Origin of the sequence: Reyranella aquatilis, from assembly GCF_020880995.1 — a bacterium.
Taxonomy (GTDB): Bacteria; Pseudomonadota; Alphaproteobacteria; order Reyranellales; family Reyranellaceae; genus Reyranella; species Reyranella aquatilis.
Genome location: NZ_JAJISD010000017.1, coordinates 58,084 through 85,044 on the forward strand (window position 1 = coordinate 58,084; position 26,961 = coordinate 85,044).

At 65.4% G+C, this 26,961-nt stretch carries 25 protein-coding genes; 19 read left to right on the forward strand and 6 right to left on the reverse strand.

The features are described 5' to 3' along the window. Positions 1-58: 58 nt before the first annotated feature. On the reverse strand, positions 59-1,183 hold the full coding sequence (locus LJ725_RS27380; protein ID WP_230554136.1) for an EF-hand domain-containing protein: 1,125 nt from the start codon (positions 1,181-1,183) through the stop codon (positions 59-61). Between the two features lie 262 nt (positions 1,184-1,445). Between LJ725_RS27380 and LJ725_RS27385 the strand changes: the two genes are divergently transcribed. The 6 genes from LJ725_RS27385 to LJ725_RS27410 all read left to right on the forward strand — a co-directional run bounded on the left by LJ725_RS27385 (position 1,446) and on the right by LJ725_RS27410 (position 7,607). Continuing rightward, on the forward strand, positions 1,446-2,234 hold the full coding sequence (locus tag LJ725_RS27385; RefSeq protein WP_230554137.1) for an ABC transporter ATP-binding protein: 789 nt from the start codon (positions 1,446-1,448) through the stop codon (positions 2,232-2,234). Further along, positions 2,235-2,948, forward strand: coding sequence for an ABC transporter ATP-binding protein (locus tag LJ725_RS27390; RefSeq protein ID WP_230554138.1), 714 nt, complete (start codon positions 2,235-2,237; stop codon positions 2,946-2,948). An 11-nt stretch (positions 2,949-2,959) separates the two neighbouring features. Further along, positions 2,960-3,865 (forward strand): branched-chain amino acid ABC transporter permease, encoded by a 906-nt coding sequence (locus LJ725_RS27395; protein ID WP_230554139.1) that lies wholly within the window; start codon positions 2,960-2,962, stop codon positions 3,863-3,865. A 2-nt stretch (positions 3,866-3,867) separates the two neighbouring features. Next, a complete protein-coding gene (locus LJ725_RS27400; protein ID WP_230554140.1) occupies positions 3,868-4,872 on the forward strand; it encodes a branched-chain amino acid ABC transporter permease in 1,005 nt (334 codons plus the stop codon). 100 nt (positions 4,873-4,972) lie between these two features. Continuing rightward, positions 4,973-6,190, forward strand: coding sequence for an ABC transporter substrate-binding protein (locus tag LJ725_RS27405; RefSeq protein WP_230554141.1), 1,218 nt, complete (start codon positions 4,973-4,975; stop codon positions 6,188-6,190). 196 nt (positions 6,191-6,386) lie between these two features. Then, entirely contained in the window at positions 6,387-7,607 is a 1,221-nt protein-coding gene (locus LJ725_RS27410) for an ABC transporter substrate-binding protein (protein WP_230554142.1), read from the forward strand. 78 nt (positions 7,608-7,685) lie between these two features. Here the strand turns inward: LJ725_RS27410 and LJ725_RS27415 are convergent, their stop codons facing one another. Beyond that, positions 7,686-8,183, reverse strand: a complete 498-nt coding sequence (locus tag LJ725_RS27415) for an EF-hand domain-containing protein (protein WP_230554143.1) — start codon at positions 8,181-8,183, stop codon at positions 7,686-7,688. A gap of 136 nt (positions 8,184-8,319) precedes the next feature. On the opposite strand from LJ725_RS27415, the gene gor reads away from it, so the two are divergent. The 4 genes from gor to LJ725_RS27435 all read left to right on the forward strand — a co-directional run bounded on the left by gor (position 8,320) and on the right by LJ725_RS27435 (position 13,097). Further along, entirely contained in the window at positions 8,320-9,714 is a 1,395-nt protein-coding gene (gene gor, locus LJ725_RS27420; RefSeq protein WP_408015777.1) for a glutathione-disulfide reductase, read from the forward strand. 95 nt (positions 9,715-9,809) lie between these two features. Continuing rightward, positions 9,810-11,258 carry a class II 3-deoxy-7-phosphoheptulonate synthase gene (locus tag LJ725_RS27425; protein WP_268990899.1) on the forward strand — a complete coding sequence of 483 codons (1,449 nt, stop codon included), beginning with the start codon at positions 9,810-9,812 and terminating at the stop codon, positions 11,256-11,258. A gap of 44 nt (positions 11,259-11,302) precedes the next feature. Next, positions 11,303-12,451: a nicotinate phosphoribosyltransferase gene (locus LJ725_RS27430; RefSeq protein WP_230554145.1), complete on the forward strand. Its 1,149-nt coding sequence runs from the start codon at positions 11,303-11,305 to the stop codon at positions 12,449-12,451. Positions 12,452-12,467: 16 nt separating this feature from the next. After that, on the forward strand, positions 12,468-13,097 hold the full coding sequence (locus LJ725_RS27435) for a glutathione S-transferase family protein (protein WP_230554146.1): 630 nt from the start codon (positions 12,468-12,470) through the stop codon (positions 13,095-13,097). 6 nt (positions 13,098-13,103) lie between these two features. On the opposite strand, the gene LJ725_RS27440 is transcribed toward LJ725_RS27435, so the two are convergent. Further along, positions 13,104-13,493: a hypothetical protein gene (locus LJ725_RS27440; RefSeq protein ID WP_230554147.1), complete on the reverse strand. Its 390-nt coding sequence runs from the start codon at positions 13,491-13,493 to the stop codon at positions 13,104-13,106. Positions 13,494-13,563: 70 nt separating this feature from the next. Here LJ725_RS27440 and LJ725_RS27445 point away from each other — a divergent pair, with 70 nt between their 5' ends. Together LJ725_RS27445 and LJ725_RS27450 are read left to right on the forward strand one after the other, a co-directional pair. After that, complete coding sequence (locus LJ725_RS27445; RefSeq protein WP_230554148.1) at positions 13,564-14,778, forward strand: MFS transporter; 1,215 nt, start codon at positions 13,564-13,566, stop codon at positions 14,776-14,778. 104 nt (positions 14,779-14,882) lie between these two features. Then, positions 14,883-15,296: a lysozyme inhibitor LprI family protein gene (locus tag LJ725_RS27450; RefSeq protein ID WP_230554149.1), complete on the forward strand. Its 414-nt coding sequence runs from the start codon at positions 14,883-14,885 to the stop codon at positions 15,294-15,296. 63 nt (positions 15,297-15,359) lie between these two features. On the opposite strand, the gene hemA is transcribed toward LJ725_RS27450, so the two are convergent. From hemA to LJ725_RS27465, 3 genes are all read right to left on the reverse strand, one after another. After that, on the reverse strand, positions 15,360-16,583 hold the full coding sequence (gene hemA, locus LJ725_RS27455) for a 5-aminolevulinate synthase (RefSeq protein WP_230554150.1): 1,224 nt from the start codon (positions 16,581-16,583) through the stop codon (positions 15,360-15,362). A 99-nt stretch (positions 16,584-16,682) separates the two neighbouring features. Further along, a complete protein-coding gene (locus LJ725_RS27460) occupies positions 16,683-17,036 on the reverse strand; it encodes a hypothetical protein (RefSeq protein WP_230554151.1) in 354 nt (117 codons plus the stop codon). A gap of 2 nt (positions 17,037-17,038) precedes the next feature. Next, complete coding sequence (locus LJ725_RS27465; protein WP_230554152.1) at positions 17,039-18,448, reverse strand: aspartate aminotransferase family protein; 1,410 nt, start codon at positions 18,446-18,448, stop codon at positions 17,039-17,041. A 201-nt stretch (positions 18,449-18,649) separates the two neighbouring features. Between LJ725_RS27465 and LJ725_RS27470 the strand changes: the two genes are divergently transcribed. The 7 genes from LJ725_RS27470 (at position 18,650) to LJ725_RS27500 (ending at position 26,570) form a co-directional block, all read left to right on the forward strand. After that, complete coding sequence (locus LJ725_RS27470; protein ID WP_230554153.1) at positions 18,650-20,263, forward strand: ABC transporter substrate-binding protein; 1,614 nt, start codon at positions 18,650-18,652, stop codon at positions 20,261-20,263. A 114-nt stretch (positions 20,264-20,377) separates the two neighbouring features. Next, positions 20,378-21,370 (forward strand): ABC transporter permease, encoded by a 993-nt coding sequence (locus LJ725_RS27475; protein WP_230554154.1) that lies wholly within the window; start codon positions 20,378-20,380, stop codon positions 21,368-21,370. 1 nt (position 21,371) lies between these two features. After that, positions 21,372-22,307 carry an ABC transporter permease gene (locus tag LJ725_RS27480; protein ID WP_230554155.1) on the forward strand — a complete coding sequence of 312 codons (936 nt, stop codon included), beginning with the start codon at positions 21,372-21,374 and terminating at the stop codon, positions 22,305-22,307. Positions 22,308-22,317: 10 nt separating this feature from the next. Then, positions 22,318-23,340, forward strand: a complete 1,023-nt coding sequence (locus LJ725_RS27485; RefSeq protein WP_230554156.1) for an ABC transporter ATP-binding protein — start codon at positions 22,318-22,320, stop codon at positions 23,338-23,340. Then, positions 23,333-24,373: an ABC transporter ATP-binding protein gene (locus LJ725_RS27490; protein ID WP_230554157.1), complete on the forward strand. Its 1,041-nt coding sequence runs from the start codon at positions 23,333-23,335 to the stop codon at positions 24,371-24,373. Before LJ725_RS27485 ends, LJ725_RS27490 begins: the two co-directional genes overlap by 8 nt. 116 nt (positions 24,374-24,489) lie before the next feature. Then, complete coding sequence (locus LJ725_RS27495) at positions 24,490-25,683, forward strand: M20 aminoacylase family protein (RefSeq protein ID WP_230554158.1); 1,194 nt, start codon at positions 24,490-24,492, stop codon at positions 25,681-25,683. Positions 25,684-25,709: 26 nt separating this feature from the next. Then, a complete protein-coding gene (locus tag LJ725_RS27500) occupies positions 25,710-26,570 on the forward strand; it encodes a DUF6671 family protein (RefSeq protein WP_230554159.1) in 861 nt (286 codons plus the stop codon). Positions 26,571-26,961: the final 391 nt, after the last annotated feature.

The following is a 26,961-nucleotide window of genomic DNA, read 5'->3' on the forward strand; positions in this document are numbered from 1 at the left end:
GCGCATGAAAAAGCCGCGGAACCTTCAGGCTCCGCGGCTTTTCAATTCTTGCCGTGGGTCAGCGCGTGCCCTGCGGCAGGCCGGGCGGCGGGCCCGCGGGGGCGGGGGCGGGGGCCGGACCACCGGGCTGGCCGCCGCGCGGCTGCGGCTGAGCCGGACGGGGCTGGGCCGGCTGTTGCGCCGGCATCATCGTCTGGACGATGGCGCGGATCTTCGCCGCCTCGGCCTCCTGCGCCTTCTTGAACTCTTCCTCGCTGATGAAGCGGTCCTTGTTCAGATCCATCTCGAGGAACTGCTTCAGCGCATGGGCGGTGAGCTCGACGCGATCGATCTGGCCGTCCTTGTTGGTGTCAATCTCGGCGAACTTGCGCATGGCGATCTGCTTGCGCATGTCGAACGGCAGCAGGTTCTTGGCCTGCGGCCCATCGGCGGGGCCGGCCATCGCGAGATAGTCCTGCGAGCTGATCTTGCCGTCCTTGTTCTTGTCGAGCTCATCGCCCTGGCGCAGTTGCATGTCGATGAACTCGTTGAGGGTCATCATGCCCTGGCGGCGGCGCGCCTCGGCCTGCTGCCGCTCCGCGGCCTCGCGCTGCAGCGAGCGCTGGATGATCAGGCGAACCTCGGGCTCGGTGATCTTGTTGTCGCGGTCGGTGTCGTAGTTGTTGAACTCCGAATGCACCAGCGCTTCGGCCTCACCGCGATCGACGAAGCCGTCGCGGTTGGTGTCGAGGTTCTGGAACTCAGCCTTGGCGCGGGTACGGCGCTCCTCGAGCGGCGGCAGGCCGGGCGCGTCGGCCGGCGTCACCGGCGGCTCGACCACCTTGATGAACTCCTCGACCGACAGCTTGTTGTCCTTGTTGGCGTCCAGCGATTCGAACGACTTCATCCGGTACTTCAGAAAGTCGGCGCGGGTGACCTCGCCCTTCTTGTTGACGTCGATGTCGACGAACCATTGGGGAAGGGGGATCGGCGCGGCCGAACCGAGCGGACCGCCGGCAGCGGGTGGGGTCGCCGCGGCGCCGGTCGAAGGCGGCGTGGCCGGCTGGGCGGGCTGCGCCGGCGGCGTGGCCTGGGTTGGCGGCCGGTTCTGCGGCCAGGCCTGGGTCGGGGGCGTCTGGGCGGCCACCGGAAGCGCAAAGCAGGCTGCGGTCAGGAACAGGGCAGAGCGGAACGTGCGAATCATTGCGGTGAGCCCGCTTTTTGGAAGGGGAGATTTCGTATCGGTTGCAAACAGCGGCGTGTCAATGACCGCCAACCAGCGCCAACCTGCGGCGCAATCGCGCCCAAAGCATGGCGTCGTTCCATTTGAGTTGCACGGTAACGTGGGATAAGCCATCGTAATTCAAACGCAGACCCCGGGGAAGGGGCGCAAGTAGCTGGGAGGACAGGGTAATTTCGCGGGCTTGGCGTGTGTAATGCGCCTGTTCGCGAAACCGGCATTTCACATGGCAGGACCATCCACATCTCGCGGCTCGCCGCTGCTCAGCGTGCGCGACGTTTCCGTCAGGTTCGGCGGCATCGTCGCCCTCGACGGCGTTTCCTTCGACGTCTTCGCCGGCCAGATCGCCGGTCTGATCGGCCCCAACGGGGCCGGCAAGACGACGCTCTTCAACTGTCTGAGCCGGCTCTACACGCCCAACAGCGGCGATGTGCAGTTCGAGGGAAAGACGATCCTCGACCGGCCGCGGCATGCCATTCCCCGGATCGGCATCGGCCGCACGTTCCAGAACGTGGCGCTGTTCGACAACATGTCGGTCCTCGACAACGTGAAGGTCGGCTGCCACAGCGTCAGCTCGACCAGCTTCCTGGAAAACGCCCTGCGGTTTCCCAAGGTCAAGGGCGAGGAGGAGGCGATCACCCGGCGGGCCGAGGAGCTGATCGCCTTCATGGATCTGGTGCCTTTCGCCCATGCGCTGGCGGGCCCGCTGCCGTTCCCGATCCGCAAGAGGGTCGAGCTGGCCCGGGCGCTCGCCTCAAGCCCCAAGCTGCTGCTGCTCGACGAGCCGGCGGCCGGTCTGAATCACGACGAGATCGAGGTGCTGAAGGGCCAGATCAAGCGCGTCCGCGACCTGCAGAATGTCACGGTCCTGCTGGTCGAGCATCACATGAGCCTCGTCATGTCCGTGTCGGACAAGGTGGTGGCGATCGATTTCGGCAAGAAGATCGCCGACGGCACGCCGGCGGAAGTGCAGCGTGATCCGGAAGTGATCCGCGCCTATCTGGGGACCGCGTAAATGGCTTCACTTCTCGAGGTGAAGGGGCTGAAGGCCTTCTACGGCCAGACCCAGTCGCTGTACGATGTCGGCTTCGACATCCCCACCGGCGGCATCACGACCCTGCTGGGCGCCAACGGCGCCGGCAAGACGACCACACTGCGGGCGATCTGCAACATGGTCCGGACCGACGGTACGATCCGGTTCGACGGGAAGGATATCCGCGGCATGGCGACGGAGGAGATCGTCCGCCAGCGCATCGCCCATGTCCCCGAGGGACGCGGTACCTTCACGACCCTGACCGTCGACGAGAACCTCCGCATCGCCGCCTACACCCGCAAGGACAAGCAGGGGGTGAAGGACGAGCTGGAGCGCGTCTTTGCCTATTTCCCGCGCCTCAAGGAACGCATCCAGCAGCAGGCCGGCACGCTGTCGGGTGGCGAGCAGCAGATGCTGGCCATCGCCCGTGCGCTGATGCTGAAGCCGCGGCTGATGCTGCTCGATGAACCCTCGTTCGGCCTGGCGCCTCTGATCGTGCTCGAGATCTTCCGCATCCTGCGGCGGATCAACGAGGAGGAGAAGGTCAGCATCCTGCTGGTCGAGCAGAACGCCGCACTCGCCCTCGACCTCGCCACGCACGCCTACGTGCTCGAAACCGGCAAGGTCGTCATGTCGGGTCCCTCGGACGTCGTGAAGAACGACGAGAACGTCCGCAAATCCTACCTCGGCTACTGAGGCAGACGTAAATGGAACAGTTTCTCCAGCAGGTCGCGTCCGGTCTCGCCAACGGCGCCATCTATGCCTGCGTGGCCCTCGCGCTGGTCATGATCTATGTCTCGACCGACCACATCAATTTCGCCCAGGGCGAGATGGCGATGTTCAGCACCTACATCTCCTGGCAGTTGATGAACTGGGGGATGAGCTTCTGGGTAGCCTTCGTGCTCACGGTGCTGATCTCGTTCGCCATGGGCGTGCTGATCGAACGGCTGATATTGAGACCGCTGCACAATGCGCCGGTCCTGTCGATCATCGTGGTGTTCATCGGGCTGCTGGCGATCTTCAATTCGATGGCGGGCGCCTTCTGGAGCTACCTGATCAAGGAGTTCCCGTCGCCCTTCCCCAAGAGCAGCTTCGGCATCGCCGGCGTGATCGGGCCGCACCAGCTTGGTGTCGTCGTGGTCACGCTGATCGTGCTGGGTCTTCTGTTCGTGTTCTTTCGCTACACGCCGCTGGGCCTTGCCATGCGTGCCGCGGCGCAGAACCCGCAGATGGCGAGGCTGGTCGGCGTGCGGGTCGACTGGATGCTGGCGCTGGGGTGGGGCCTCGCGGCCTCGGTCGGCGCGGTGGCCGGTATCATGGTGGCCCACATCGTCTATCTCGAGCCCAACATGATGGGCGGCATCCTGCTCTACGCCTTCGCCAGCGCCCTGGTCGGGGGCATCTCGAACCCGGCAGGCGCGGTTGCCGGCGGGTTCATCGTCGGCATCCTCGAGAACATGGTGGCCTATGCCGGCAACCAGATCGAGAAGGCGACCGGCGTCTACATCATCGGCAACGGCGAGAAGCTCACGGTGGCGCTCATCATCGTGATCTTCGTGCTGACGGTTAAGCCCGCGGGCCTGTTCGGCCGCGTCGTCGTGAAGAGGGTCTGACCATGTCCGGGTCCAAGAAGTGGGTGCTGGGGCTGATCGTCCTCGCCTTCATCGTGCCGCTGCTGCGGCCGGTGTTTCCCGAAGTGGTTTCCGACTACCGTCTGTTCCTCGTCAGCACGATGATCATCGCGTCGATCGCCGTGCTGGGCCTGAACCTGCTGACCGGCTTCAACGGCCAGTTCTCGCTGGGCCACGGCGCCTTCTACGCGGTCGGCGCCTATACCGCCGCCATCCTGATGGACAAGCTGAACGTGCCCTATTGGGCCACGATCCCGGCGGCCGCCATCGTCTGCTTCATCGTCGGCTATCTGTTCGGGCTGCCGGCGCTCAAGCTGGAGGGGCACTACCTCGCCCTGGCGACCTTCGCGCTGGCCCTCGCGGTCCCGCAGATCCTCAAATACAAGTGGCTCGAGGGGCTGACCGGCGGCGTGCAGGGCATCGTGCTGATGAAGCCGGAGGTTCCGTTCGGCCTGCCGCTGAGCGAAGACCAGTGGCTCTACTATTTCTGCCTGATCGTCATGATCGTGCTGTTCTGGGCGGCCGCGAACCTGCTGAACAGCCGCAGCGGCCGCGCCATGATGGCCATCCGCGACCAGTACATGGCGGCCGACACGATGGGTATCGACACCGCCCTCTACAAGACAGTCACCTTCGGCATCAGTGCCGCCTATACCGGCATCGCAGGCGCGCTGTCGGCCTCGGCCATCGCCTTCGTGGCGCCCGACAGCTTCGGCATCTTCCTGTCGATCAAGTTCCTGATCGGCCTGGTCGTGGGCGGCATCGGATCGCTGCTGGGTTCGGTCCTGGGCGGCATCTTCTACGTCCTGGTCGACAACTCCGCGCAGTCGCTGACCCAGTTCATCCGCAACGACCTCGGCCTGCCATTCGACCTGTCGGCCTACACGGTGTTCGGCGTGCTGCTGATCGCGATCATCTACCTGATGCCCATGGGCATCGCCGGCGGCCTCTACATGGCCTACCGCAAGCTGCGGGGGGCCCGGGCCTGACCGGACCCTCTTTGTCGGAAAGCTGCCGAAAGGTGGCCTTCTTTCTGGCCGGAATCGAGACGATGATCCGGCAGGCTATTGTCACTTGGGAGGTTAAAAAATGCGTACGAGCAGGCGTGGTTTTGTAGCGGGTGCGTCAGCGTTTGCGGTGCTGGGGGCCAACTCGGCCTTCGCTCAGAAGAAGTACGACGACGGCGCGACCGACAGCGAGATCAAGATCGGCCATACCGGTCCCTATAGCGGCCCGGCCTCGTCCTACGGCCAGATCGGCAAGACCATCGAGGCCTTCTTCAAGTCGGTGAACGAGGCAGGTGGCGTCAACGGCCGCAAGATCAACTTCATCACGCGCGACGACGGCTACTCGCCGCCGAAGATGGTCGAGCTGGTGCGCCAGCTCGTCGAGCAGGACAAGGTCCTCTGCCTGTTCAACACGCTGGGCACGCCGACCAATACGGCGATCCATCGCTACATGAACCAGAAGAAAGTGCCGCAGCTCTACGTCGCGACCGGCGCGTCGAAGTGGGGCAAGCCCAAGGAGTTCCCGTGGACGATGGGCTTCCAGCCCGACTACCACACCGAGGGCGTCGTTTACGCCAAGCACATCCTGGCCAACGTCAAGGATGCCAAGATCGGCGTCCTCATGCAGAACGACGACTACGGCAAGGACTACTACGAGGGCTTCAAGGAGGGCCTCGGCAAGGAGACCGCCAAGATCGTCAAGCACGTGACCTTCGAGGTCACCGACCCGACGGTCGACAGCCAGGTCATCCAGCTGAAGGACTCCGGCGCCAATGTCTTCTTCAACATCGCGACGCCGAAGGCCGCGGCCCAGGCGATCCGCAAGGCGGCCGACATCGGCTGGAAGCCGGCGCAGTACCTCAACAACGTGTCCGCCTCGGTGGGCTCGGTCATGAAGCCGGCCGGCCTCGAGAACAGCCAGGGCATCATCACGGCGCAGTACCTGAAGGACCCCACGGACAAGCAGTGGGAGAACACGGACGACTTCAAGGCCTGGGTGGCCTGGATGGACAAGTGGATGCCGGGCGCCAACAAGGCGGACGCCAATCACGTGTTCGGCTATGCCGTCTCCAACCTGATGCTCGAGACGCTCAAGAAGTGCGGCGACACGCTGACCCGCGAGAACGTCATGAAGCAGGCGGCCAACTACCAGAAGTACAAGCTGCCGTTGCTGCTGCCGGGCATCACGATCAACACCAGCCCGACCGACTACTATCCGATCCAGTCCGTGCAGCTGGCCCGCTTCAAGGGCGAGACCTGGGATCTGTTCGGTGACGTCATGTCGGCCGAAGGCTCCTGATTTTCCAGGGATACGGACTTCGCAAAGGCCGCTGGTCGTTCCAGCGGCCTTTTTCTTTGCGGGCGGTTGTGCGCTGCAACATTCACTCGCGGTAAAGAGGTTCGCAAATACCCCTTCCCAATCGGGCGATTCTGCATGACGATATTCTGTCCAACGAACAAAAAAATCGCGCAAGCGCTTAACGAGGGAGGCGACGGTGAAGACCAGCAGACGTTCATTTGTGGGTGGCGTATCCGCGGCAGCGGCATTGGCAGTCACGGGCGTGGCTCGCGCGCAGAAAAAGTACGACGACGGTGCGACCGACAAGGAGATCAAGATCGGCCACACCAATCCATACAGCGGGCCGGCCTCTTCCTACGGCGTCATCGGCAAGTGCGAGGAAGCCTACTGGAAGAGCGTCAACGAGCGCGGCGGGATCAACGGGCGCATGGTGAAGTTCGTCACCATGGACGACGGCTACAACCCGGCCAAGACCGTCGAGGTGGTTCGCCAGATGGTGGAGCAGGACAAGGTCCTCTGCCTGTTCAACACGCTGGGCACGCCGACAAACTCTGCGATCCATCGCTACATGAACCAGAAGAAGGTACCGCAGCTCTACGTGTCGACCGGCGCTTCCAAGTGGGGCAAGTACAAGGAGTTCCCCTGGACGATGGGCTTCCAGCCCGACTACCACACCGAAGCCGTCATCTATGCCAAGCACATCCTCGCGACTGTGAAGGACCCGAAGATCGGCGTGCTGATGCAGAACGACGACTACGGCAAGGACTACTGGGAAGGCTTCAAGGAGGGACTCGGCAAGGACGTCAACAAGGTGGTGAAGCACGTCACCTATGAGACGACAGACCCGACGGTCGACAGCCAGATCATCCAGCTGAAGGATGCCGGCGCCAACGTGTTCTTCAACATCTCGATCCCGAAGTTCGCCGCCCAGGCGATCCGCAAGGCCGCCGACATTGGCTGGAAGCCCATCCAGTACCTGAACAACGTGTCGTCCTCGGTCGCCTCGACGCTGAAGCCGGCCGGTCTCGAGAACAGCCAGGGCCAGATCACGGCGCTCTACCTGATGGATCCCACCGACAAGCAGTGGAACGACAATGCGGAGATGAAGACCTGGCGGGCGTGGATGAACAAGTACATGCCGGGCGCCAATCAGGACGACGGCAACTACATCTTCGCCTATGCCGTCTCGACCCTGATGGAGGAGACGCTCAAGCGTTGCGGCGACACGCTGACCCGCGAGAACATCATGAAGCAGGCGACCAGCTTCAAGAAGTACAGGGTGCCGCTGCTGCTGCCGGGCATCACGGTCAGCACCAGCCCGACCGATTACTACCCGATCCAGTCGGTGCAACTGGCCCGGTTCAAGGGCGAGACCTGGGAGCTGTTCGGCGACATCATGTCCGCCGAAGGTTCCTGATCTCCTTCGCCCGATCGAACGAAAGGCCGCCGGCATCCCCGGCGGCCTTTTTTGTCGTGTATCCGACGGGCAGATCGGTCAGCGCTCGGCCGGCTTGCGCTGCAGCGCCTGGCGGCACTCGGCCGTGTCGATGCGCCCGTTCTTGTCGGTGTCGCATCGGGCGAAGTTGCGGTCGGCCTGGACCATGAACTCCGTCAGGCTGACGAAGCCGTCCTTGTCGGTGTCGAGCCGCTGAAAATTGCTCGACTGGCGGTCGGCCTGGCGGTCGGTCGGCAGCACGCTGTTTCCGACGACGGGCGTGCGGGCATACATCTCGTTCTGGCTGAGCTTGCCGTCGCCGTTGGTATCGAGGCTCTTGAACCGGGCCTGCTGCCCGGTCTTCCATTCCTCGATCGTCACTGTCCCGTCCTTGTTGGCATCGTAGCGCATCACGCCGCCGGTGGAGCGGGCCGCCGTCGGCTTGGGAGCGGTCGTTGCGGCCGCCGCTGGCGGCGCCGTCTGGGCATTGTCGGGAGCGGCCAGGGCAGGGCCGGCCATCATCAGCAGGCCTGTCGCGATCAGGGCAATTCTCGGCATCGACTATCCTTAAAGTTGTGTCGGAAGACGGCAATGCACGCGCCATTTCCCTTACCCGCCCGTCTAGGCCCCGATATAGTCTGGCCCGCGACCGAATTATGGCCGCGTTGAGGTTTTGTTCTCCTCGGGGATGGTCATGGCCTACGACTACGATCTGTTCGTCATCGGCGCGGGTTCGGGCGGCGTGCGCGCCTCGCGCATCGCAGCGACCCACGGGGCTCGCGTCGGCATCTGCGAGGATTACCGTGTCGGCGGCACCTGCGTAATCCGCGGCTGCGTCCCGAAAAAGCTGCTGATGTACGGCTCGAAGTTCGCGCACGAGTTCGAGGACGCCGCGGGCTTCGGCTGGACCGTGCCCACCCCGACCCATTCCTGGGCGACCCTGCGCGACAACGTGAACAAGGAAGTCGACCGGCTGAACGCGGTCTATCTGCGCCTGCTCGACGGTGCCGGGGTCAAACTGCACATGGGACGGGGCCGGTTGATGGACCGGCATACGATCCAGGTTGGCGACGAGACGATCACTGCCGAGAAGATCCTGATTGCGACAGGCGGCCATCCGGTCATTCCGTCGATCCCCGGCTGCGAGCTCGCGATCACGTCGAGCGACGCGTTCCACCTCCCCGAATTGCCGAAGCACATAACTATCGTCGGAGCCGGCTACATCGCCGTCGAGTTCGCCGGCATCTTCAACGGGCTGGGCGCCAAGGTCGATCTCGTGCTGCGGCGCGACCGCGTGCTGCGCGGCTTCGACGAGGAGTGCCGCACCTTCGTGCACGAAGCGCTGAAGGAAAGCGGGATCCGCATGCGCACCGAAACCGAGATCGGCCGCATCGTGGCCAAGGGCGCCGACGGCAAGAGCGGGCCCTTCGAGGTCCATACGCCACTCGGCGGCATGTTCGAGACGGATTGCGTGATGTACGCGACGGGGCGGGCGCCCAACACCTCGGGCATCGGGCTGGAGAAGGCGGGCGTGCAGCTCAACAAGGCGGGAGCCATCGCAGTCGACGAGTGGTCGAAGACCACGGCCGACAACATCTGGGCGGTGGGCGACGTCACTGACCGCATCAACTTGACGCCGGTCGCCCTCATGGAGGGCCACTGCTTCGCCGATACGGAATTCGGCAAGAAGCCCCGCAAGGCCAACCACCACGACGTGCCGTCGGCCGTGTTCTGCCAGCCCGAGATGGCCAATGTCGGCCTGACCGAGGAGCAGGCCAGGCTGCAGCTCGGCGAACTGCGCATCTATACGGCGGCCTTCCGGCCAATGAAGTACACGATCTCGGGCCGTCACCAGCGGACCTTCATGAAGCTGATCGTGGAGGCCGCGACCGACCGGGTGGTGGGAATCCACATGGTGGGCGACGATGCCGCCGAGCTGATCCAGGGGCTGGCGGTCGCCATGAAGGCGGGAGCGACCAAGGCCCATTTCGACGCCACCGTGGGAATCCATCCGACCGCTGGCGAGGAATTCGTCACCATGCGCACGGCGCGGGCGGATTCCGCCCCGACCCGGGCAGCCGCGGAGTAGAACGGGGCCGGCCAGCCGGCTGGCCTTTTATCCACAGCGCGTATAGTTTCACCCACCCCGCCGGCCCCTTTGGCCCGCGGGTCGAGGAGGAGTCGATGACCGCGATCCAGGGCCAGTCCAGGGCCGATTCGCGCAACCCCGCACAGGGCCAGTCCCGCAGCTCGAGCGCGACCGACTGGTCACTGACCAGCTGGCGCAGCCGGCCGGCCCTGCAGATGCCGGTCTATCCGGACGCGGCCGCCCTGGCGGGCGCCGAGGCACGCCTGCGCCGCTATCCGCCGCTGGTGTTCGCGGGCGAGGCGCGCAAGCTCAAGGCGTCCCTGGCCAAGGTGGCGAACGGCGAGGCCTTCCTGCTGCAGGGCGGCGACTGCGCCGAGAGCTTTGCCGATTTCACCGCCAACAACATCCGCGACACGTTCCGCGTGCTGTTGCAGATGGCCGTGGTGCTGACCTATGGCGCCGGCGTGCCGGTGGTGAAGGTGGGTCGCATGGCCGGCCAGTTCGCCAAGCCGCGCTCGTCCAATGTCGAGAAGGTGGGCGACGTCGAACTGCCGTCGTACCGTGGCGACAACGTCAACGGCTTCGAGTTCACCGCCGCCGCGCGCCTGCCCGATCCGGAGCGCATGGTTCAGGCCTACAACCAGTCGGCTGCGACGCTCAACCTGCTGCGCGCCTTCGCCCAGGGCGGCTATGCCGACCTGCACGAGGTCAACCGCTGGAACCTCGACTTCGTGCGCAATTCTCCGGCCTCGGCGCGCTACCAGGATCTCGCCGCGCGCCTCGACGAGACGCTGAACTTCATGGCCGCCTGTGGCCTCAGCTCCGCCACGACGCCGCAGATCGCGGAGACCGACTTCTTCACCAGCCACGAGGCGCTGCTGCTGCAGTACGAGGAGGCGCTGACCCGCGTCGATTCGACATCGGGCGACTGGTACGATTGCTCGGCCCACATGCTGTGGATCGGCGATCGCACCCGCCAGCCCGACGGCGCGCATGTCGAGTTCCTGCGCGGCGTCCGCAACCCGATCGGCTTCAAGTGCGGCCCGTCGCTGTCGACAGACGACACGCTGCGCCTGATCGACACCCTGAACCCCGCGAATGAAGCCGGCCGCATCGTGCTGATCGTTCGCATGGGTGCGGAGAAGGTGGCCGATATGCTGCCGCCGCTCGTCCGAGCGGTGCAGCGCGAGGGCAAGTCCGTCGTCTGGTCGTGCGATCCGATGCACGGCAACACCATCACCGCGAACAACGGCAGGAAGACCCGTCACTTCGACGCGATCCTGAACGAAGTGAAGGCGTTCTTCGCCGTGCACCGCGCCGAGGGCACCCATCCGGGCGGCGTGCATTTCGAGATGACCGGCCAGGAGGTCACGGAGTGCATCGGCGGTTCGACGGACATCACCGTCGACAACCTCAACGACCGCTACGAGACGCAGTGCGACCCGCGCCTCAACGCGAGTCAGGTGCTGGAACTCGCCTTCCTGCTCGCCGAGCAGCTCAAGGCCGAGCGCCTGTCGGTCGCAAGGGCGCGTCCGGCCGTCTGACCGACACCGGAGTTTGGCGCGAAAAAGAGCCCCGGGGAGGGCCGATGACGCATCCCGAGAACGGCGAGATCGAACGCTACACCGACCACTACTTCAATCGCTCGAAGCAGGTGGTCGGGAAGTTCGGAGACTGCACGGTTACCTACGCGATCTTCATGCGACGGCCCGTGGTGTTCGCGCCGCGGATCGCGCTCGATTGGCTGGAGGAGACCTGCCGGGCGCGCAACGCGAAGATCGACCTCGACCTGCGCTACCGCGAAGGCAAGTGGGTCGGTGCCGGCGAACCGATGATGTACATCACCGGCTCCTTCTTCCATCTGGTCGACCTGGAGACGATCTTCCTGCAGAAGCTGGGGCCGGCCTGCGTGGCCGCCTACAATGCCTGGACCATGTGCGCGGACATGCCGAAGTCGGCCTTCCTCGCCATGGATGCGCGCCATTGCGCGGGCCGCGAGATGGCGGAGATGATGGCCTATGCCGCTTCCGTCGGCTCGGCCCGCGCCAAGCGCAAGGTCGGCGCCGTCGGGTTCATCGGCAACGCCACCCACGCCACGGCGCACTTCTTCGGTCGCGAGTTCGGGCTCGGCACCATGCCGCACGCTCTGATCGGCTACGCCGGCTCGACGCTGCGCGCCGCAGAGATGTTCCATGAGACCTTCCCGACCGAAGGCATGACCGTCCTTGTCGACTATTTCGCGCGTGAGATCTCCGATTCGCTCGAGGTTTGCCGGCGCTTTCCCGAGTTGGCGGCGCAGGGCAATCTCTCGCTGCGCCTCGACACGACCGGCGGCCGCTATGTCGAGGGGCTCGACCCCGCATCGTCCTATGCCGTGCTGGAGCGCTTCTCGCCCGAATCGATCCGCGGCTATCGCAGCGAGGAGGAGCTTCGCTATCTCGTCGGCACCGGCGTGTCGGCTGCGGCGATCTTCCATCTGCGCGCCGAACTGGATCGCAACGGTTTCGACAAGGTGAAGATCGTGGCCTCATCGGGCTTCGGTCCGGCCAAGTGCCGCGTCATGGCCGAGGCGAAGGCACCGATCGACGTGGTGGGCTCGGGCTCGTTCCTGCCGTCCAACTGGTCGGAGACCTACGCCACTGCCGACATCGTCGAATACGACGGCGAAAAGCGCGTTAAGATCGGCCGCGAGTTCCTGCATCGCAACAGGCCGGCCGGCGTGACCAAGCCGCTCTGATCTCCGGGAGAGACGCATGCTCAAGCTGTATTTCACGCCAGGTACCTGCGCGACGGCGTCGCACATCGGTCTCGAAGAGAGCGGCGCGACGTTCGACTCGCAGGAACTCTCTTTTGCCAAGGCTGAGCAGCGGACGCCGGAATACCTCAAGATCAATCCGCGCGGCCGCGTGCCGGCGCTGGTGGTGGACGAGGGCACCATCGTCGAGAACACCGCGATTCTCGACTACATCGCGGCGAAGTACGCGCCGCACCTGATGCCGACGGACGCCGTAAAGCGCGCCCGCGCTCTCTCACTGATGGCGTGGTTCTCCAACACGGTACATCCGAACTTCACCCATGTCGGGCGCCCCGAGCGCTTTGCGACCGATACCGCCGTGTTCGACCACCTCAAGGCCGTGGGTCGCGAGAACTTCCACGCCAACCTCAAGGAGATCGACGGTCTCCTTGCCGGCAAGACATGGATACTGGGCGACAAATTTTCCGTCGTCGACGGCTACGCGCTGGTCTTCTACGGCTGGGGCAAGCGCATCGGCCTGCCGGTCGAGGAGCTGAAGAACTACACCGCCTGGAAGGACCGCATGCTGGCGCGGCCGGCCGTGAAGCGCGTGCTGGAGCGAGAGAAGAGCGTGCTGCTCGCCGCCTGAGCCGGATCAGCCGACCACGAAGCTCTGGTACATGAACTGGAGGTCCGCGCTCTCCTGCGGCGTGATCTCGCCGTCGAGGACTCGGCCTTCCCAGGCGCGCAGCTTGCGCTTGACGTCGACGGGGGTGCGCGGGCTCAGCAGCACCATGAAGAACTGCTCGTGGGGCGACAGTTCACGCTCGCGGCGATAGCCGAACGGACCGCTGCCGGGCGCCTTTGCCGGAACGGGCGCGGCGACCCGCGGCAGGACCGAGGCATCGATCACGTCGTCCCACTTGAGCCCGGCCTCTCGGACCATGGCCGAGGCGAGCTTGGCGGCGGCCAACGCTTCCTGGGCGTGGCTGCTGTCGAGGATCTCGAGGACCTTGACCAGGGTATTGCGATTGAAGGTCGACACGGGCGTCTGGCCTTTGACTATTGCATGAGCAACGGGCACTAAGTGCCTACAAGATATAGGTGGATACGCCTTGGATCAAGGCAAGCCCTCGGCCAGCGCCTTTCCCGTCTATCTCGCCGGCCTCGGCAGCTGGTTCGTGCCGCTCGGCATCCAGATGGTGCTGTTCCCGTGGCTGGTCGCCGTGGTGCTGCACATGGACGCCTTCGCCGTAGGCGTGGCGCAGGCGGCCCTCATGGCGCCTTCGCTGCTCTTCCTGCCGCTGGGCGGCCTAGTCGCCGACCGCGGCAATGCCCGGCGCCTGCTGCTCTCCTATCACTTGATCTACGCCCTGCCGCCTCTCGCCCTGGCGCTGGTCCTGTGGTCCGACGGGCTGAGCTATCCGCTCCTGATCGCTTACGGCATTGCGGCAGGCGCGATCAGCGCCTTCGCCATCCCCACCCGCGACGCGCTCCTGCCGGTCGTGGCCCCGAGGGGCGGCCTGCCGAAGGCCGTGGCGCTGGCGACGGCGCTGCAGTTCGGCGGCCAGCTGCTGGGCATTGCCTGCGCCTCGACCGCCGACCGCTTCGGCGCCGTGCCGCTCCTGCTGCTCCATTCCGGCATGGTGCTGGCGGGATGCATCTTCGTGCGCCGACTGCCCGACCCGCCGCCCCATCCGAAGACCGAACACCCCGGCTTCTGGCGCAGCATCGGCGAGGGCGTTTCGGCCGCCGCGAAGTCGGACCAGATCTGGCCCGTGCTGCTGCTCAACTTCGGAGTCGGCGTCTTCTATGTCGGCCCGTTCATGGCGGTGCTCCCGCTGGCGATCCGCGACCACTATGCCGGCGGAGCGGCCGAACTCTCCTACATGAACCTCGCGTTCTGGGCCGCGACCATCGTGGCCAGCATGGCGCTGGCGGGAATTGCGCGCCGGCTCACGCTGCGCGGACGACTGATCGGGGCGGCGGTGCTCACGGGCGCCGTGGTCCTGATAGCGCTTGCGACGCTGCCGCCATTTCCGATCTTCCTTGCGCTGATCTTCGTCTGGGGCCTGGGCGCCGGGATCACCATGACCCAGAGCCGCACGGTGGTGCAGATCGTTGCGCCGGCGACGCACCGCGCACGCCTCATGTCCTTGTTCCAGCTGGGTCTGAGTGGCGGCGGCCCGATCGGCGCCTTCCTGACCGGCACGATCTGCTCGATCTGGGGCCTCAAGGCCGCGCTGCTGTTCCCGGCGCTGGCGATGCTGGTCCTGATCGCCCTGGTCCTGCTGCGCTCGCGCCTGTGGTCGATGCGGACGGTGGAGTAGTGGACGGGCATCGACTATCGAACCGTCTTATAGAAGGCGATTCGGTTGCATTACCGTGTGTGCTAGGAGAAGTTGTGACGCGAGCGGCATAACTGGAGTTCGCGATGATCTGGCGTCGGATCGGCGTGTTTCTCGCGGTCCTCCTTTTGGCAATCGATGCGCATGCAGATGTTGCAAACTGCGACAGCGGCCAAGGTGCCGTGGCCTATGCTCAATGCATCGAGGCGGTATTGAGCGAGGAGGAAAGGAAGCTCGACGAAGCCTTCAAGGCGGCGCTCGAGAAACTTCCAGAACGGCCGCTGTCCGCCGTTCTGGATTCGAGGAATACGACCGAGCAACTCAGAGCCCACCTGATCAAGGCGCAGGAGGCATGGCGCGTCTACGCTCAAGAAAGCTGTGCGTTTGTCGGATCGATGCAGGGTCGCGGTTTGTGGGTAGGAATATTCACCACGACCTGCCTCATAATCGAGACGAGATCCCGCATCGAAGCTCTTCAGACGCTTCCAGGTCCGCCGTGATGCAACTTCGCTGCACGCCGAGGTTCGAGAATTGTCTAGGAAGCGTTGCCGTCCGGGCCCTGACTACTCGGCCGCGGCACGGGAGCCGAGGCCCAGCGTGTGCCACACATCCTGCAGGGCGGTCACGAGCCGAGCCATGTCTTCGTCGCCGTGCATCGGTGTCGGCGTGAGGCGCAGGCGTTCGGTGCCGCGCGGGACGGTTGGATAGTTGATCGGCTGGACGTAGATCGCGTGGCGGTCGAGCAGCAGGTCGCTCGCCTGCTTGCACAGCGCCGCGTCGCCCACGAACACCGGAACGATGTGTGTCGTCGAGGGCATCACCGGCAGGCCCGCGGCCGTGAGGCGGCGCTTCAGGGTGGCGGCGCGCTCCTGGTGCCGCGCGCGCAGCTCCGGCTGGCCGCTGACGAGGCGCACGCTGGCGAGCGCGGCGGCGGCGATCGCCGGCGGGAGCGAGGTCGTGAAGATGAATCCCGAGCCGCAGGAGCGCACGAAATCGACCGTGGCCGCTGTCGAGGCGATGTAGCCGCCGACCACGCCGAACGCCTTGGCGAGCGTCGCCTGCACGATGTCGACCTTGTCGAGCACGCCGTCGCGCTCGGCGACACCGGCGCCATGGTCGCCGTACATGCCGACGGCATGGACCTCGTCGAGATAGGTGAGGGCGCCATGGCGATGGGCGACGTCGCAGATTTCGCCGATCGGAGAGACGTCGCCGTCCATCGAGTAGACCGATTCGAATGCCACGATCTTGGGCGTCGCGGGATCGGCAGCGCTCAGCAGTTCATCGAGATGCCGCGGATCGTTGTGCCGGAAGATGCGGCGGGTGGCGCCGGAGTGGCGGATGCCCGCGATCATCGAGGCGTGATTGAAAGCGTCGGAATAGAGCTCGCAGCCCGGCAGCATCGCGCCCAGCGTCTGCAGGGTCGTCTCGTTGGCGACATAGCCCGAGGTGAAGACCAGCGCGGCTTCCTTGCCGTGCAGCGCGGCCAGCTCGCGCTCGAGTGCGGCGTGCAGCGTGTTGGTGCCCGAGATGTTGCGGGTGCCGCCGGCGCCCGAGCCCTGGGCGCCGATCGCCGCCTGCATCGCCTCGACGACCGCCGGATGCTGGCCCATGGCCAGGTAGTCGTTGCTGCACCACACCGTGACATCGCACGGGTCCTGTCCCTCGCGGTGCAGGCGCGCACGGGGAAAGGCGCCGACGATGCGTTCCAGTTCGGCGAAGACGCGATAGCGCCCTTCGTCGCGAAGGCGACCGAGATGGCCGTTGAAGAAGGCTTCGTAGTCCATGGCGGGTGTCTCCTGCGCGGCCACTCTAGGCGCAATGACATTCCACGGAAGGCACAAATTGGTCGCGGTCCGCCTGGGGCTGAGAACGGTTCTCAGCGACTAGCGAAGCAGCGGCATGAGCAGGGCGAGGCTGAGGAACAGCGAGACCGACAGGAGCGGCAGAGACCCCAGCCATCGCGTCTGCCCGGCCAGTCCGTCCCAATGCCGCAGGGTTGGCACGGCGGCCCACAGCGCGAACAGGAAGCCCAGCGCCCAGAAGAGGAAGGCGAGGGGCATCGCGACGTTCGCCTGGTCGTCGGTGGCGGTCGCGATCCCGAGGCCCACGATGGCGGGCGGGATCGCGGCGGTGAAAAGCGACACCGCCCAGATCGCGCGGCTGCGGATGCGCTGGCTGATGCCGAAAGGCGGCGTGCGAACGGCCGTCGCGCCGCCGCCTTCGGAGCCAGCGCTCACGATCAGCCCTTGAACAGGCCTTCCGACCTGAGGTCGGCCAGCGTGGCGTCGAAGGCCTGGCGCAGGCGGCCGAACAGGTCGCCGAGTTCGGTCTCGTTGATGACCAGCGGCGGGCAGATCGCGACGCGGTCGCCCATGTTGCGGATGAACAGGCCGCGCGCCACGGCATGGTTGTAGACGCGCAGGCCGGCGCCGACCGCAACCAGGTCGAACGGCGCCTTGGTCTTCTTGTCGGCGACGATTTCGAGCGCGCCCATCATGCCCACGCTCATCGCCTCTCCCACCAGCGGATGGTCGGCGAAGGACTGGACGTGCTTGGCGAAGGCCGGGCTGGTGCGCCTGGCGTGACCGAACAGGTCAGTCTCGTCGTAGATCTTCTGGGCTTCGAGCGCGACGGCCGCGGCCACCGGATGGCCGGAGTAGGTGAAGCCATGGCCCCAGGTGCCGATCTTGTCGCTCTCGCTCATCAGCGCCTGGTAGACCTTGTCGCTCACCATCACCGCCGAGATCGGCAGGAACGACGCCGACAGCGCCTTGGCGCAGGTCAGGATGTCCGGCTTGATGTTCATCGTCTGGCTGCCCCAGACATTGCCGGTCCGGCCGAAGCCGCAGATCACCTCGTCGGCGACGAACAGCATGTCGTACTTCCGGCAGACCGCCTGGATCTTCTCGTAGTAGCCCTTGGGCGGGACGATGACGCCGCCCGCGCCCATGACGGGCTCAGCAATCATCGCGGCCACCTGGTCGGCGCCGCCTTCCTTTATGATGAGCGCCTCGAGTTCCTCGGCGCAGCGGGTCGCGAACTGTTCCTCGGTCTCGCCCTCGACGCCGAAGCGGTAGAAGTGCGGGCAGGACGTGTGCAGCACACCCTGGATCGGCAGGTCGAACGAGCGGTGGTTCGTGGGCAGGCCGGTGAGGCTCGCCGAGGCGACCGTGACGCCGTGATAGCCCTTGATGCGCGAGACGATCTTCTTCTTCTGCGGCCGGCCCAGCGCATTGTTCATGTACCACACCATCTTCACGACGGTGTCGTTGGCCTCGGAGCCGGAGTTGGCGAAGAACACCTTCGACATCTCGACCGGCGCCATCGACTTAAGCTTTTCCGCGAGGTTGATCGCGGGCTCGTGGGAGCGCTGGTTGAAGGCGTGGTAGAACGGCAGCTGCTTCATCTGCTCGTAGGCGACGGTCGCCAGCCGCTCGTTGCTGAAGCCCAGGGCGGCCGACCAGAGCCCCGCCATGCCTTCGATGTATTCCTTGCCGTCGTCGTCCATCACGTAGACGCCACGGCCGCGCACGATGGTCAGTGGGCCGCTCGCCTCGTGCTTCTTGAAGTTGGTGTAGGGGTGCAGGTGGTGGGCAATGTCCCGCGAGGCGTTGGAATTGCCGCGGAAGCTGCGAGAAACGTCATTCATGCCGGTACCCCTGGAACAGTGAGGGGCGCACGATAACCCGCCTGAGCATGAAGTTCACTGTGCCTGTCCATGCAAATTTTTTGTGCAATTGACGCGCTCGGGGGCCCGGTGCAACTTCAATGAGATATGCGCTGATGCAGGGGCGGCGGCCGGGGAGGCCCCTCTGTGGCGGCCAACGGGGACCATCGAGGGGGTAGATCCATGCACTTCAATCTGCGGCATTCAGTGGCGCTGACGGCGCTCGCCTGCGCCAGCCTCGCCTTCACGCCGGCGGCCGACGCCAAGACCTTCAAATGGGCCAATTCGGGCGATGTCAGCTCGATGGACCCCTATGCCCGCCAGGAGACGTTCCTCCTGACCTTCAATTCGAACATCTACGAGCCGCTGATCCGCCGCGACAAGGACCTTAAGCTCGAGCCGGCGCTGGCCACGAAGTGGGGCCAGACCGACCCGATTACCTGGTTCTTCGATATTCGTCCGGGCGTCAAATTCCATGACGGCACGCCGCTCACGGCCGACGACGTTGTGTTCTCGCTCAATCGCGCCAACGGTCCCGGCTCGAACATGGGCAGCAATTTCGTCTCGGTGAAGGAGATCAAGAAGGCCGGCGACATGCGCGTCGAGGTCACGACCAAGTATCCCGATCCGCTGCTGGCCGACAAATGGGCCGCGCTCGGCATGATGTCTAAGGCCTGGGCCGAGAAGAACAATGCCGTCAATTCCGCCGACATGACCAAGAACGAGGAGAACTTCGCGACCCGCAACGCGATGGGCACCGGCCCCTTCATGCTCAAGGAGCGCAAGGCAGGTGAGAAGACGATCCTGGTCAACAATCCCAACTGGTGGGACAAGCCCGTCCACAACATCACCGAAGTGATCTTCACGCCGGTGTCGAACCCGGCGACCCGCATTGCCGCACTCAAGGCCGGCGACATCGACATGACCTACGAGGTCCCGCCGGCCGACACCGAATCGCTGAAGAAGGACGCCAACGTCAAGGTACTGGAAGGCCCCGAGACCCGCGTGGTGTTCCTGGGCTTCGACCAGGAGCGGCCCGAGCTGCTCGAGTCGAACGTCAAGGGCAAGAACCCGTTCAAGGACAAGAAGGTCCGCGAGGCCATCCATCGCTCGATCGACGTCGACGCGATCAAGCGGACCGTGATGCGCGGCCAGTCGTTCCCGACCAACCTGATGGTGGCGCCGGGCATCAACGGCTACATGAAGGACCTCGACAAGCGGCCGGCGCTGCTGAAGCCCGAGGAGGCCAAGAAGATGCTGGCGGACGCCGGCTATCCCAACGGCTTCGAAGTGGGCATGGACTGCCCCAACGACCGCTACGTCAACGACGAGAAGATCTGCCAGGCCGTGGTGGCGATGCTGGCCAAGATCGGCGTGAAGGTGAATCTGCGGGCGCAGACCCGCAACCTCTACTTCGCCAAGATCCTGCGCAAGGCCGACCTCAAGCCGGGCGATACCAGCTTTTACATGCTGGGCTGGTCGCCGGCGCAGACCTACGACGTGCACAACGTCTTCGAGGCGCTGATCCAGACCCCGAACGCCGCCACCAAGAAGGGCCAGTTCAACGCCGGTGGCTACTCCAATCCGGCCGTCGACAAGCTGGCGGACTCGATGGAGCAGGAGACCGACAAGGCCAAGCGCGACGCCATGATCCGCGAGGCCACCAAGCTCTATGTCGACGATTTCGCCTACGTCCCGCTGCATCAGCAGGCGGTCGTGTGGGCGGCGCGCAAGAACATCGATCTGGTTCAGCCCGCCGACAACAGCTTCCCGCTGCGCTTCGTCCAGGTGAAGTAGAGACGGCCTGACGACTTCGACGATCGGCCCCGACCGCACCCAACGTGCGGCCGGGGCCGGTTCGGTTTTGGCGCCAATCCTGCAGGCGCAGCGTGCGGGCTCAAAAGAAATCCAATGCTAGCCTTCATCCTGAGACGACTCCTGCAATCGATCGCCGTGCTTCTGGCGGTGGGCGTCGTCGCCTTCTCCCTGTTCCGCTATGTCGGCGACCCGATCAACGCCATGGTCGGCCAGGACACGACGATGGAGGAACGCGCCGAACTGCGTACCAAGCTCGGTCTGAACGATCCGGCGCCGGTTCAGTTCTTCCACTTCATTGCCAATGCCGCGCAGGGAAAGTTCGGCCTGTCCTACCGGACCTCGGAGCCGGTCGGCCGGCTGATCCTGGAGAGGATCCCGGCAACGCTCGAACTGTCTCTCTGCGCCGCCGTGTTCGCCCTGTTCGTCGGCGTGCCGATGGGCGTCTATACCGGTCTCTACCCCAAGCACTGGTCGAGCAGGCTGTTCCAGGCCGTGTCACTCATCGGCATTTCGCTGCCGACATTCCTGATCGGCATCCTGCTGATTCTGGTGTTCGCCGTCTGGCTGCGGCTGCTTCCCTCATTCGGGCGCGGCGAGACCGTCCAGATTGGCTGGTGGACCACCAATTTCCTTACGTGGTCGGGACTTAAGGCGCTGATCCTGCCCTCGATCACGCTCGGCCTGTTCCAGCTCACGCTGCTCATGCGGCTGGTGCGATCGGAGATGCTGGAAGTGATGCGGACCGACTACATCAAATTCGCGCGGGCGAGGGGGCTCACCAACCGCGCCATCAATTTTGGCCATGCGCTCAAGAACACGCTGGTGCCGGTCATCACCGTCACCGGACTGCAGCTTGGCGCCCTGATCGCCTTCGCCATCGTTACCGAGACGGTGTTCGCCTGGCCGGGCGTCGGACAGCTGTTCATCCAGTCGGTGCAGTTCTCCGACATTCCGGTGATGGCGGCCTACCTGATGCTGATCGGACTCCTGTTCGTGCTGATCAACCTCACGGTCGATCTCCTCTATTTCGTCGTCGATCCGCGCCTGCGCAGCCAGGGCGGCACGGCGCGGGTCGCAGGGCACTGAGATGACGGCAGGATCGCAACAAACCGGATGGCTGCATCGCGCGGCCGACAGCGACATCTGGTGGAGCTTCAAGTCCTCGCCGATGACGGTGGTCGCCGCCGTCGCAACCTTCCTGATCATTGCGGTGGCGTTCCTGTCGCCGGTTCTGGCGCCTCATACACCGTTCGATCCGGCGACGCTCAGCCTCAGTGACGGCCTCAAGCCACCGGTGCTGCTGTCTTCCGACGGCGACTGGGCTTTTCCTCTGGGTACTGATGATCAGGGCCGGGACGTCCTCTCGTCGATCATGTACGGGACCCGCCTGTCGCTGATCGTGGGCTTCGCGTCGGTCGTCGTGGCCATGACGCTCGGCATCACGCTCGGCCTGCTGAGCGGCTATCTCGGCGGTGCGGTCGACGCGCTGATCATGCGAGTCGCCGACGTTCAGCTGACTTTCCCCGCCATCCTGGTGGCGCTACTGATCGACGGCATCGTACGCGGCATCATTTCGGTGAAACGGCACGACGAGATCGCGATCTACGTCATCGTGGGCGCGATCGGCCTCTCGTTCTGGGTCCAGTACGCCCGCACCGTCCGCGGCTCGGTGATGGTCGAGAAGAACAAGGAATACGTCCAGGCGGCCCGCGTGATCGGCCTGTCGCCGATACTCATCATGGTCCGGCACGTGTTGCCCAACGTCACCGGGCCGGTGCTGGTCATCGCGACCATCAATCTCGGCCTCGCCATCATCACCGAGGCGACGCTGTCCTTCCTCGGCGTGGGCCTCCCGTCCACCGAGCCGTCGCTCGGCACGCTGATCCGCCTCGGCAACGAGGTGCTGCAGTCCGGCGACTGGTGGATCACGGTGTTCCCCGGAATCACGCTCGCTGCGCTCGTTCTGGCAGTGAACCTGCTGGGCGACTGGCTGCGCGACGCCCTCAACCCGAAGCTTCGATAGGGCAAGCGCGATGGCCGCCGCATCGAACAATCAGCCGCTGCTCGAAGTCCGCAGCCTCCGCGTCGAGTTCCCGACGCGCCGCGGTACCCTGCTGGCCGTCGACGATGTGTCCTTCGACATCGCGCCCGGCGAGGTGCTGGGCGTGGTGGGCGAGTCGGGCGCCGGCAAGTCGCTGACCGGCAACGCCATCATCGGCCTGTTGGAGCCGCCGGGCCGGGTCGCCGGAGGCGAGATCCGTCTCGAGGGGCGGCGAATCGACAATCTGCCCTACGAGGAGATGCGCAAGGTGCGCGGCGCCCGTATCGGCGCGATTTTCCAGGACCCCCTTACGAGCCTCAATCCGCTCTATTCGGTGGGCCGCCAGCTGGTCGAAACGATCCAGACCCACCTTCCGCTGTCGGCTTCCGAAGCCCGGACGCGGGCGATCGAACTGCTGAAGGAAGTGGGCATCCCCGGCGCCGAGATGCGCATCGACCACTATCCGCACCAGTTCTCCGGCGGCATGCGCCAGCGGGTGGTGATCGCCCTGGCGCTGTGCGCGGGGCCGCGCCTGATCGTGGCCGACGAGCCGACGACGGCGCTCGACGTGTCGATCCAGGCCCAGATCATCGCCCTCCTGAAACGGCTCTGCCGCGAGCACGGCACGGCGGTGATGCTGGTGACGCACGATATGGGCGTGATCGCCGAAACCGCCGACCGCGTCGCGGTCATGTATGCCGGCCGCATTGCCGAGATCGGACCGGTGCGCGACGTGGTGAAGCACGCCAAGCATCCTTACACCAAGGGGCTGATGGGCTCGATCCCGAGCCTCGGTGTCCGCAGCGAGCGACTGACGCAGATCGACGGCGCCATGCCGCGATTGACCGAGATCCCGCCGGGCTGTGCCTTCAACCCGCGCTGCGGCGCGCGCGGACAGCGATGCCTGGTCGAGAGGCCCGATCTCATGGCGGCGGGCACCACGCGCGCCGCCTGCTGGCTACACGATCGCGGCGGTGTCGGGCCGGCCGTCGGCAAGGAGACGGTCGATGCCTGACGGCGGTGGCAGCCAGTTCGTCCGCATCGCGGGCCTGAAGCGCTACTTCGACGTCTCCGCGCCATGGCTGGTGCGCACCATCGAGCGCCGGCCGCGCCAGATCGTCCAGGCCGTCGACGGGATCGACATCGAGATTGCCAAGGGCGAGACCTTCTCCCTGGTGGGGGAGTCGGGCTGCGGCAAGTCGACGGTGGCGCGCCTGGTGGTCGGGCTCTATCCGCCGACCGCCGGCTCGATCGAAATCGACGGAAACGACATGGGAGGCCGCCACAGCGCGGCGGAGATGGCCGCGCTGCGCCGGCGCATGCAGATGATCTTCCAGGACCCCTACGCCAGCCTCAATCCGCGCTGGCGCGTGTTCGACATCATCGCCGAGCCGATCCGTGCCTTTGGCCTCGCCAAGGACAAGGCAGATCTCGAAGCCCGTGTCGGCGGGCTGCTGCGCCAGGTGCGCCTCAACCCGGCCGATGGCCGCAAGTACCCGCACGAATTCTCAGGCGGCCAGCGCCAGCGCATCTCGATCGCGCGTGCCCTCGCCAGCGAGCCCGAGTTCCTGGTATGCGACGAGCCGACCTCGGCGCTCGACGTCTCGGTGCAGGCGCAGATTCTGAACCTGATGGTCGACCTGCAGCGCCGGCTGCAGCTCACTTATCTGTTCATCAGCCACAACCTTGCGGTCGTCTATCACATCTCCACACGGGTCGGCGTAATGTACCTCGGCCGTCTTGTGGAGGTGGCGCCGACCGAAACGCTGTTCACCCGGCCCAAGCACCCCTACACGCGGATGCTGCTCGACACGATCCCGGACCTCGACATGACCGGCCGCCAGCGCAGCCCGGTCGGTGGCGAGGTGCCGAGCCCGATCAATCCACCCTCCGGCTGCTCCTTCCACCCGCGCTGTCCGTTCGCAAACGACCGCTGCAAGAGCGAGCGGCCCAAGGCGCTGCCGATCGAGGGCGGCACTGTGGCCTGCCACGCCATCGAGGAAGGCCGCCTGCCGATCGAGGACCGGACCTACACGGTCGGTACCTGACGGGCGGCAGAGCCCTTCCGCGTCAGCCCTGATGTGCGTCGGCGGAGGCCGAGCGCGCTTGATCTGTAGCGGGGCTCGCTTACGATCCGGCGCAACATTGCAACGGAGAGTTCAGGATGCCGGTCATCAACCGCATTGCCTCGTTCCACAAGGACATGACCGCGTGGCGTCATGACATTCACAGCCACCCGGAGACGGCCTTCGAGGAAGTGCGGACGGCCGATGTGGTCGCCGAGAAGCTGAAGAGCTTCGGCATCGAGGTCCACCGCGGGCTGGCCAAGACCGGCGTCGTCGGCGTGCTGCGCTCGGGCACGTCCAACCGCGCGATCGGGCTGCGCGCCGACATGGATGCGCTGGACGTGCACGAGACCAACCAGTTCGATCACAAGTCGACAATCCCGGGCAAGATGCATGCCTGCGGCCACGATGGTCACACGGTGATGTTGCTGGGCGCGGCCAAGTATCTTGCCGAGACCAGGAACTTCGACGGCACGGTCTACTTCATCTTCCAGCCGGCCGAGGAGAACGAGGGCGGCGGCCGCGTGATGGTGGAAGAGGGGCTGTTCGAGAAGTTCCCGGTCGAGGGCGTCTACGGCATGCACAACATCCCGGGCATCCCGGTCGGCAAGTTCGCGGTTCGCCCCGGCCCGATGATGGCCGCCTACGACATCTTCGAGGTCGTGCTGAAGGGCGTCGGCGGCCACGGCGCCATGCCGCAGCACACGATCGATCCGGTCGTCGTCGGTGCGCACATCGTGACGGCTCTGCAGTCGATCGTGGCGCGCAACGTCGACCCGATGGACACTGCCGTCGTCTCGACCACGCAGATCCATGCCGGCGACGCCTGGAACGTGATTCCGCAGGAATGCGTGCTGCGCGGCACGGTCCGCACCTTCAAGAAGCCGGTGCAGGACCTGATCGAGAAGAATATCGAGAAGATCTCCCGCAACGTCGCGGCGGGCTTCGGCGCCGAGGTCGTGAAGTGGCGCTACGAGAAGCGCTATCCGGCGACCGTCAACAGCACGCAGGAGACGGAGTTCGCGGCCCACGCCGCGGCGTCGCTGGTCGGCCTCGAGAACGTCAACCGCAACCCGACGCCGGCGATGGGCAGCGAGGACTTCGCCTGGATGCTGCTGAAGAAGCCGGGCTGCTACATCTGGATCGGCAACGGCGACGGTGCCGGAAGCTGCATGGTTCACAACCCGGGCTACGACTTCAACGACGAGATCCTGCCGCTCGGCGCGTCCTACTGGGCAACGCTGGTCGAGCAGCAACTCGCGCGCGAGGCGATGCCTCAGGCGGCGGAGTAACGCGAAGCTTCAACCGCGGCGCGTTCGTGTCTGGTCCGCACCCCTACGCCCATGCCCGCATCGGGCTGGCGACGATGCACGAGAAGGAGCGGGCGCTCGGGCCCGCATTCCGGCGCGTGCTCGGCGCCGACATCGTCGCCGTGCCCGAGCTGGACACCGACGTGCTCGGCACTTTCTCCGGCGAGGTGCCGCGACCCGACGTGCTGGTCGAGACCTCGCTTCTCAAGGCCGAACTGGCCTTCCGCACGATGGACGTCGATTGCGCGGTCGCCAGCGAGGGCAGTTACGGGCCCATCGACCGCGTCCCGCTGATCTCCTGCGGCGTCGAGATCCTGGCCTTCGTCGACCGCAAGCGCGGACTTCGGCTGGTCGACACCTTCCCGACCCGTCATTCGAGCTGGCGGCTGTCGCGCTTCCGCGTCGGCGACCCTGCCCGCCTCACCGTCCTGCGTGCGATGGGCTTCCCGCGCTACGGCGTGTTCGTCGCCTGCAGCACCGACATGGACCATCCGGTGAAGGGCCTCGCCACCGAGGAGGAGGTGATCGCCACCATGGATCGCGAGGCCGAGCGCTCCACCGAAGGGCTGGCGGTCCTCTATTCGGACATGCGGGCGCACCGCAATCCGACCCGCATGAAGGTGCTGCGCGCGGCCGGCTGGCAGCTCGCCAAACGCCTGCAGTGCCTCTGCCCGAAATGCCACGCGCCCGGGTTCGGTCACATCGAATCGCGGCGCGGCCTGCCCTGCGAGGCCTGCGGCGATCCCACCCACTGGATCCATTTCGAGATCAACGGCTGCTCCGTCTGCGGCCACGCCGAAGCCCGCCCGCGCAAGGACGGAAGGCGGACGGCGCCGAAGCTCTCCTGCAAGAGCTGTCGCGAGGCTTAGAGTCTTTCCGCTTCAAGTCAACCCGCACCACCTCATCCTGAGGAGCGGCCGCAGGCTGCGTCTCGAAGGATTGGCAACAGGCGTGGTGTTCGTGCCCATGCTTCGAGACGCGCTCCTGCGGAGCGCTCCTCAGCATGAGGTTGGTGGTGGTGATTCTATCGGACTCGAAAAGACTCTAGCTTTTGGCACTCGCTCCTTGCGAAGCGCCTGGAGCCTTTCCCTCTCCTATCCAAGCATATCGTGCATTTGATGTAGGAGGCGGAAAGACTCTAGGTCGTGGTGACAATTTCAGGATTCCCTTTGGGCTGAAGCTCTGATTCAACGCTGGCTTTTGGAGGCTGGCGTGGAAGGAGAAGTTCTGAGGGACGATCAATGGTTGCGGCTGGAGCGG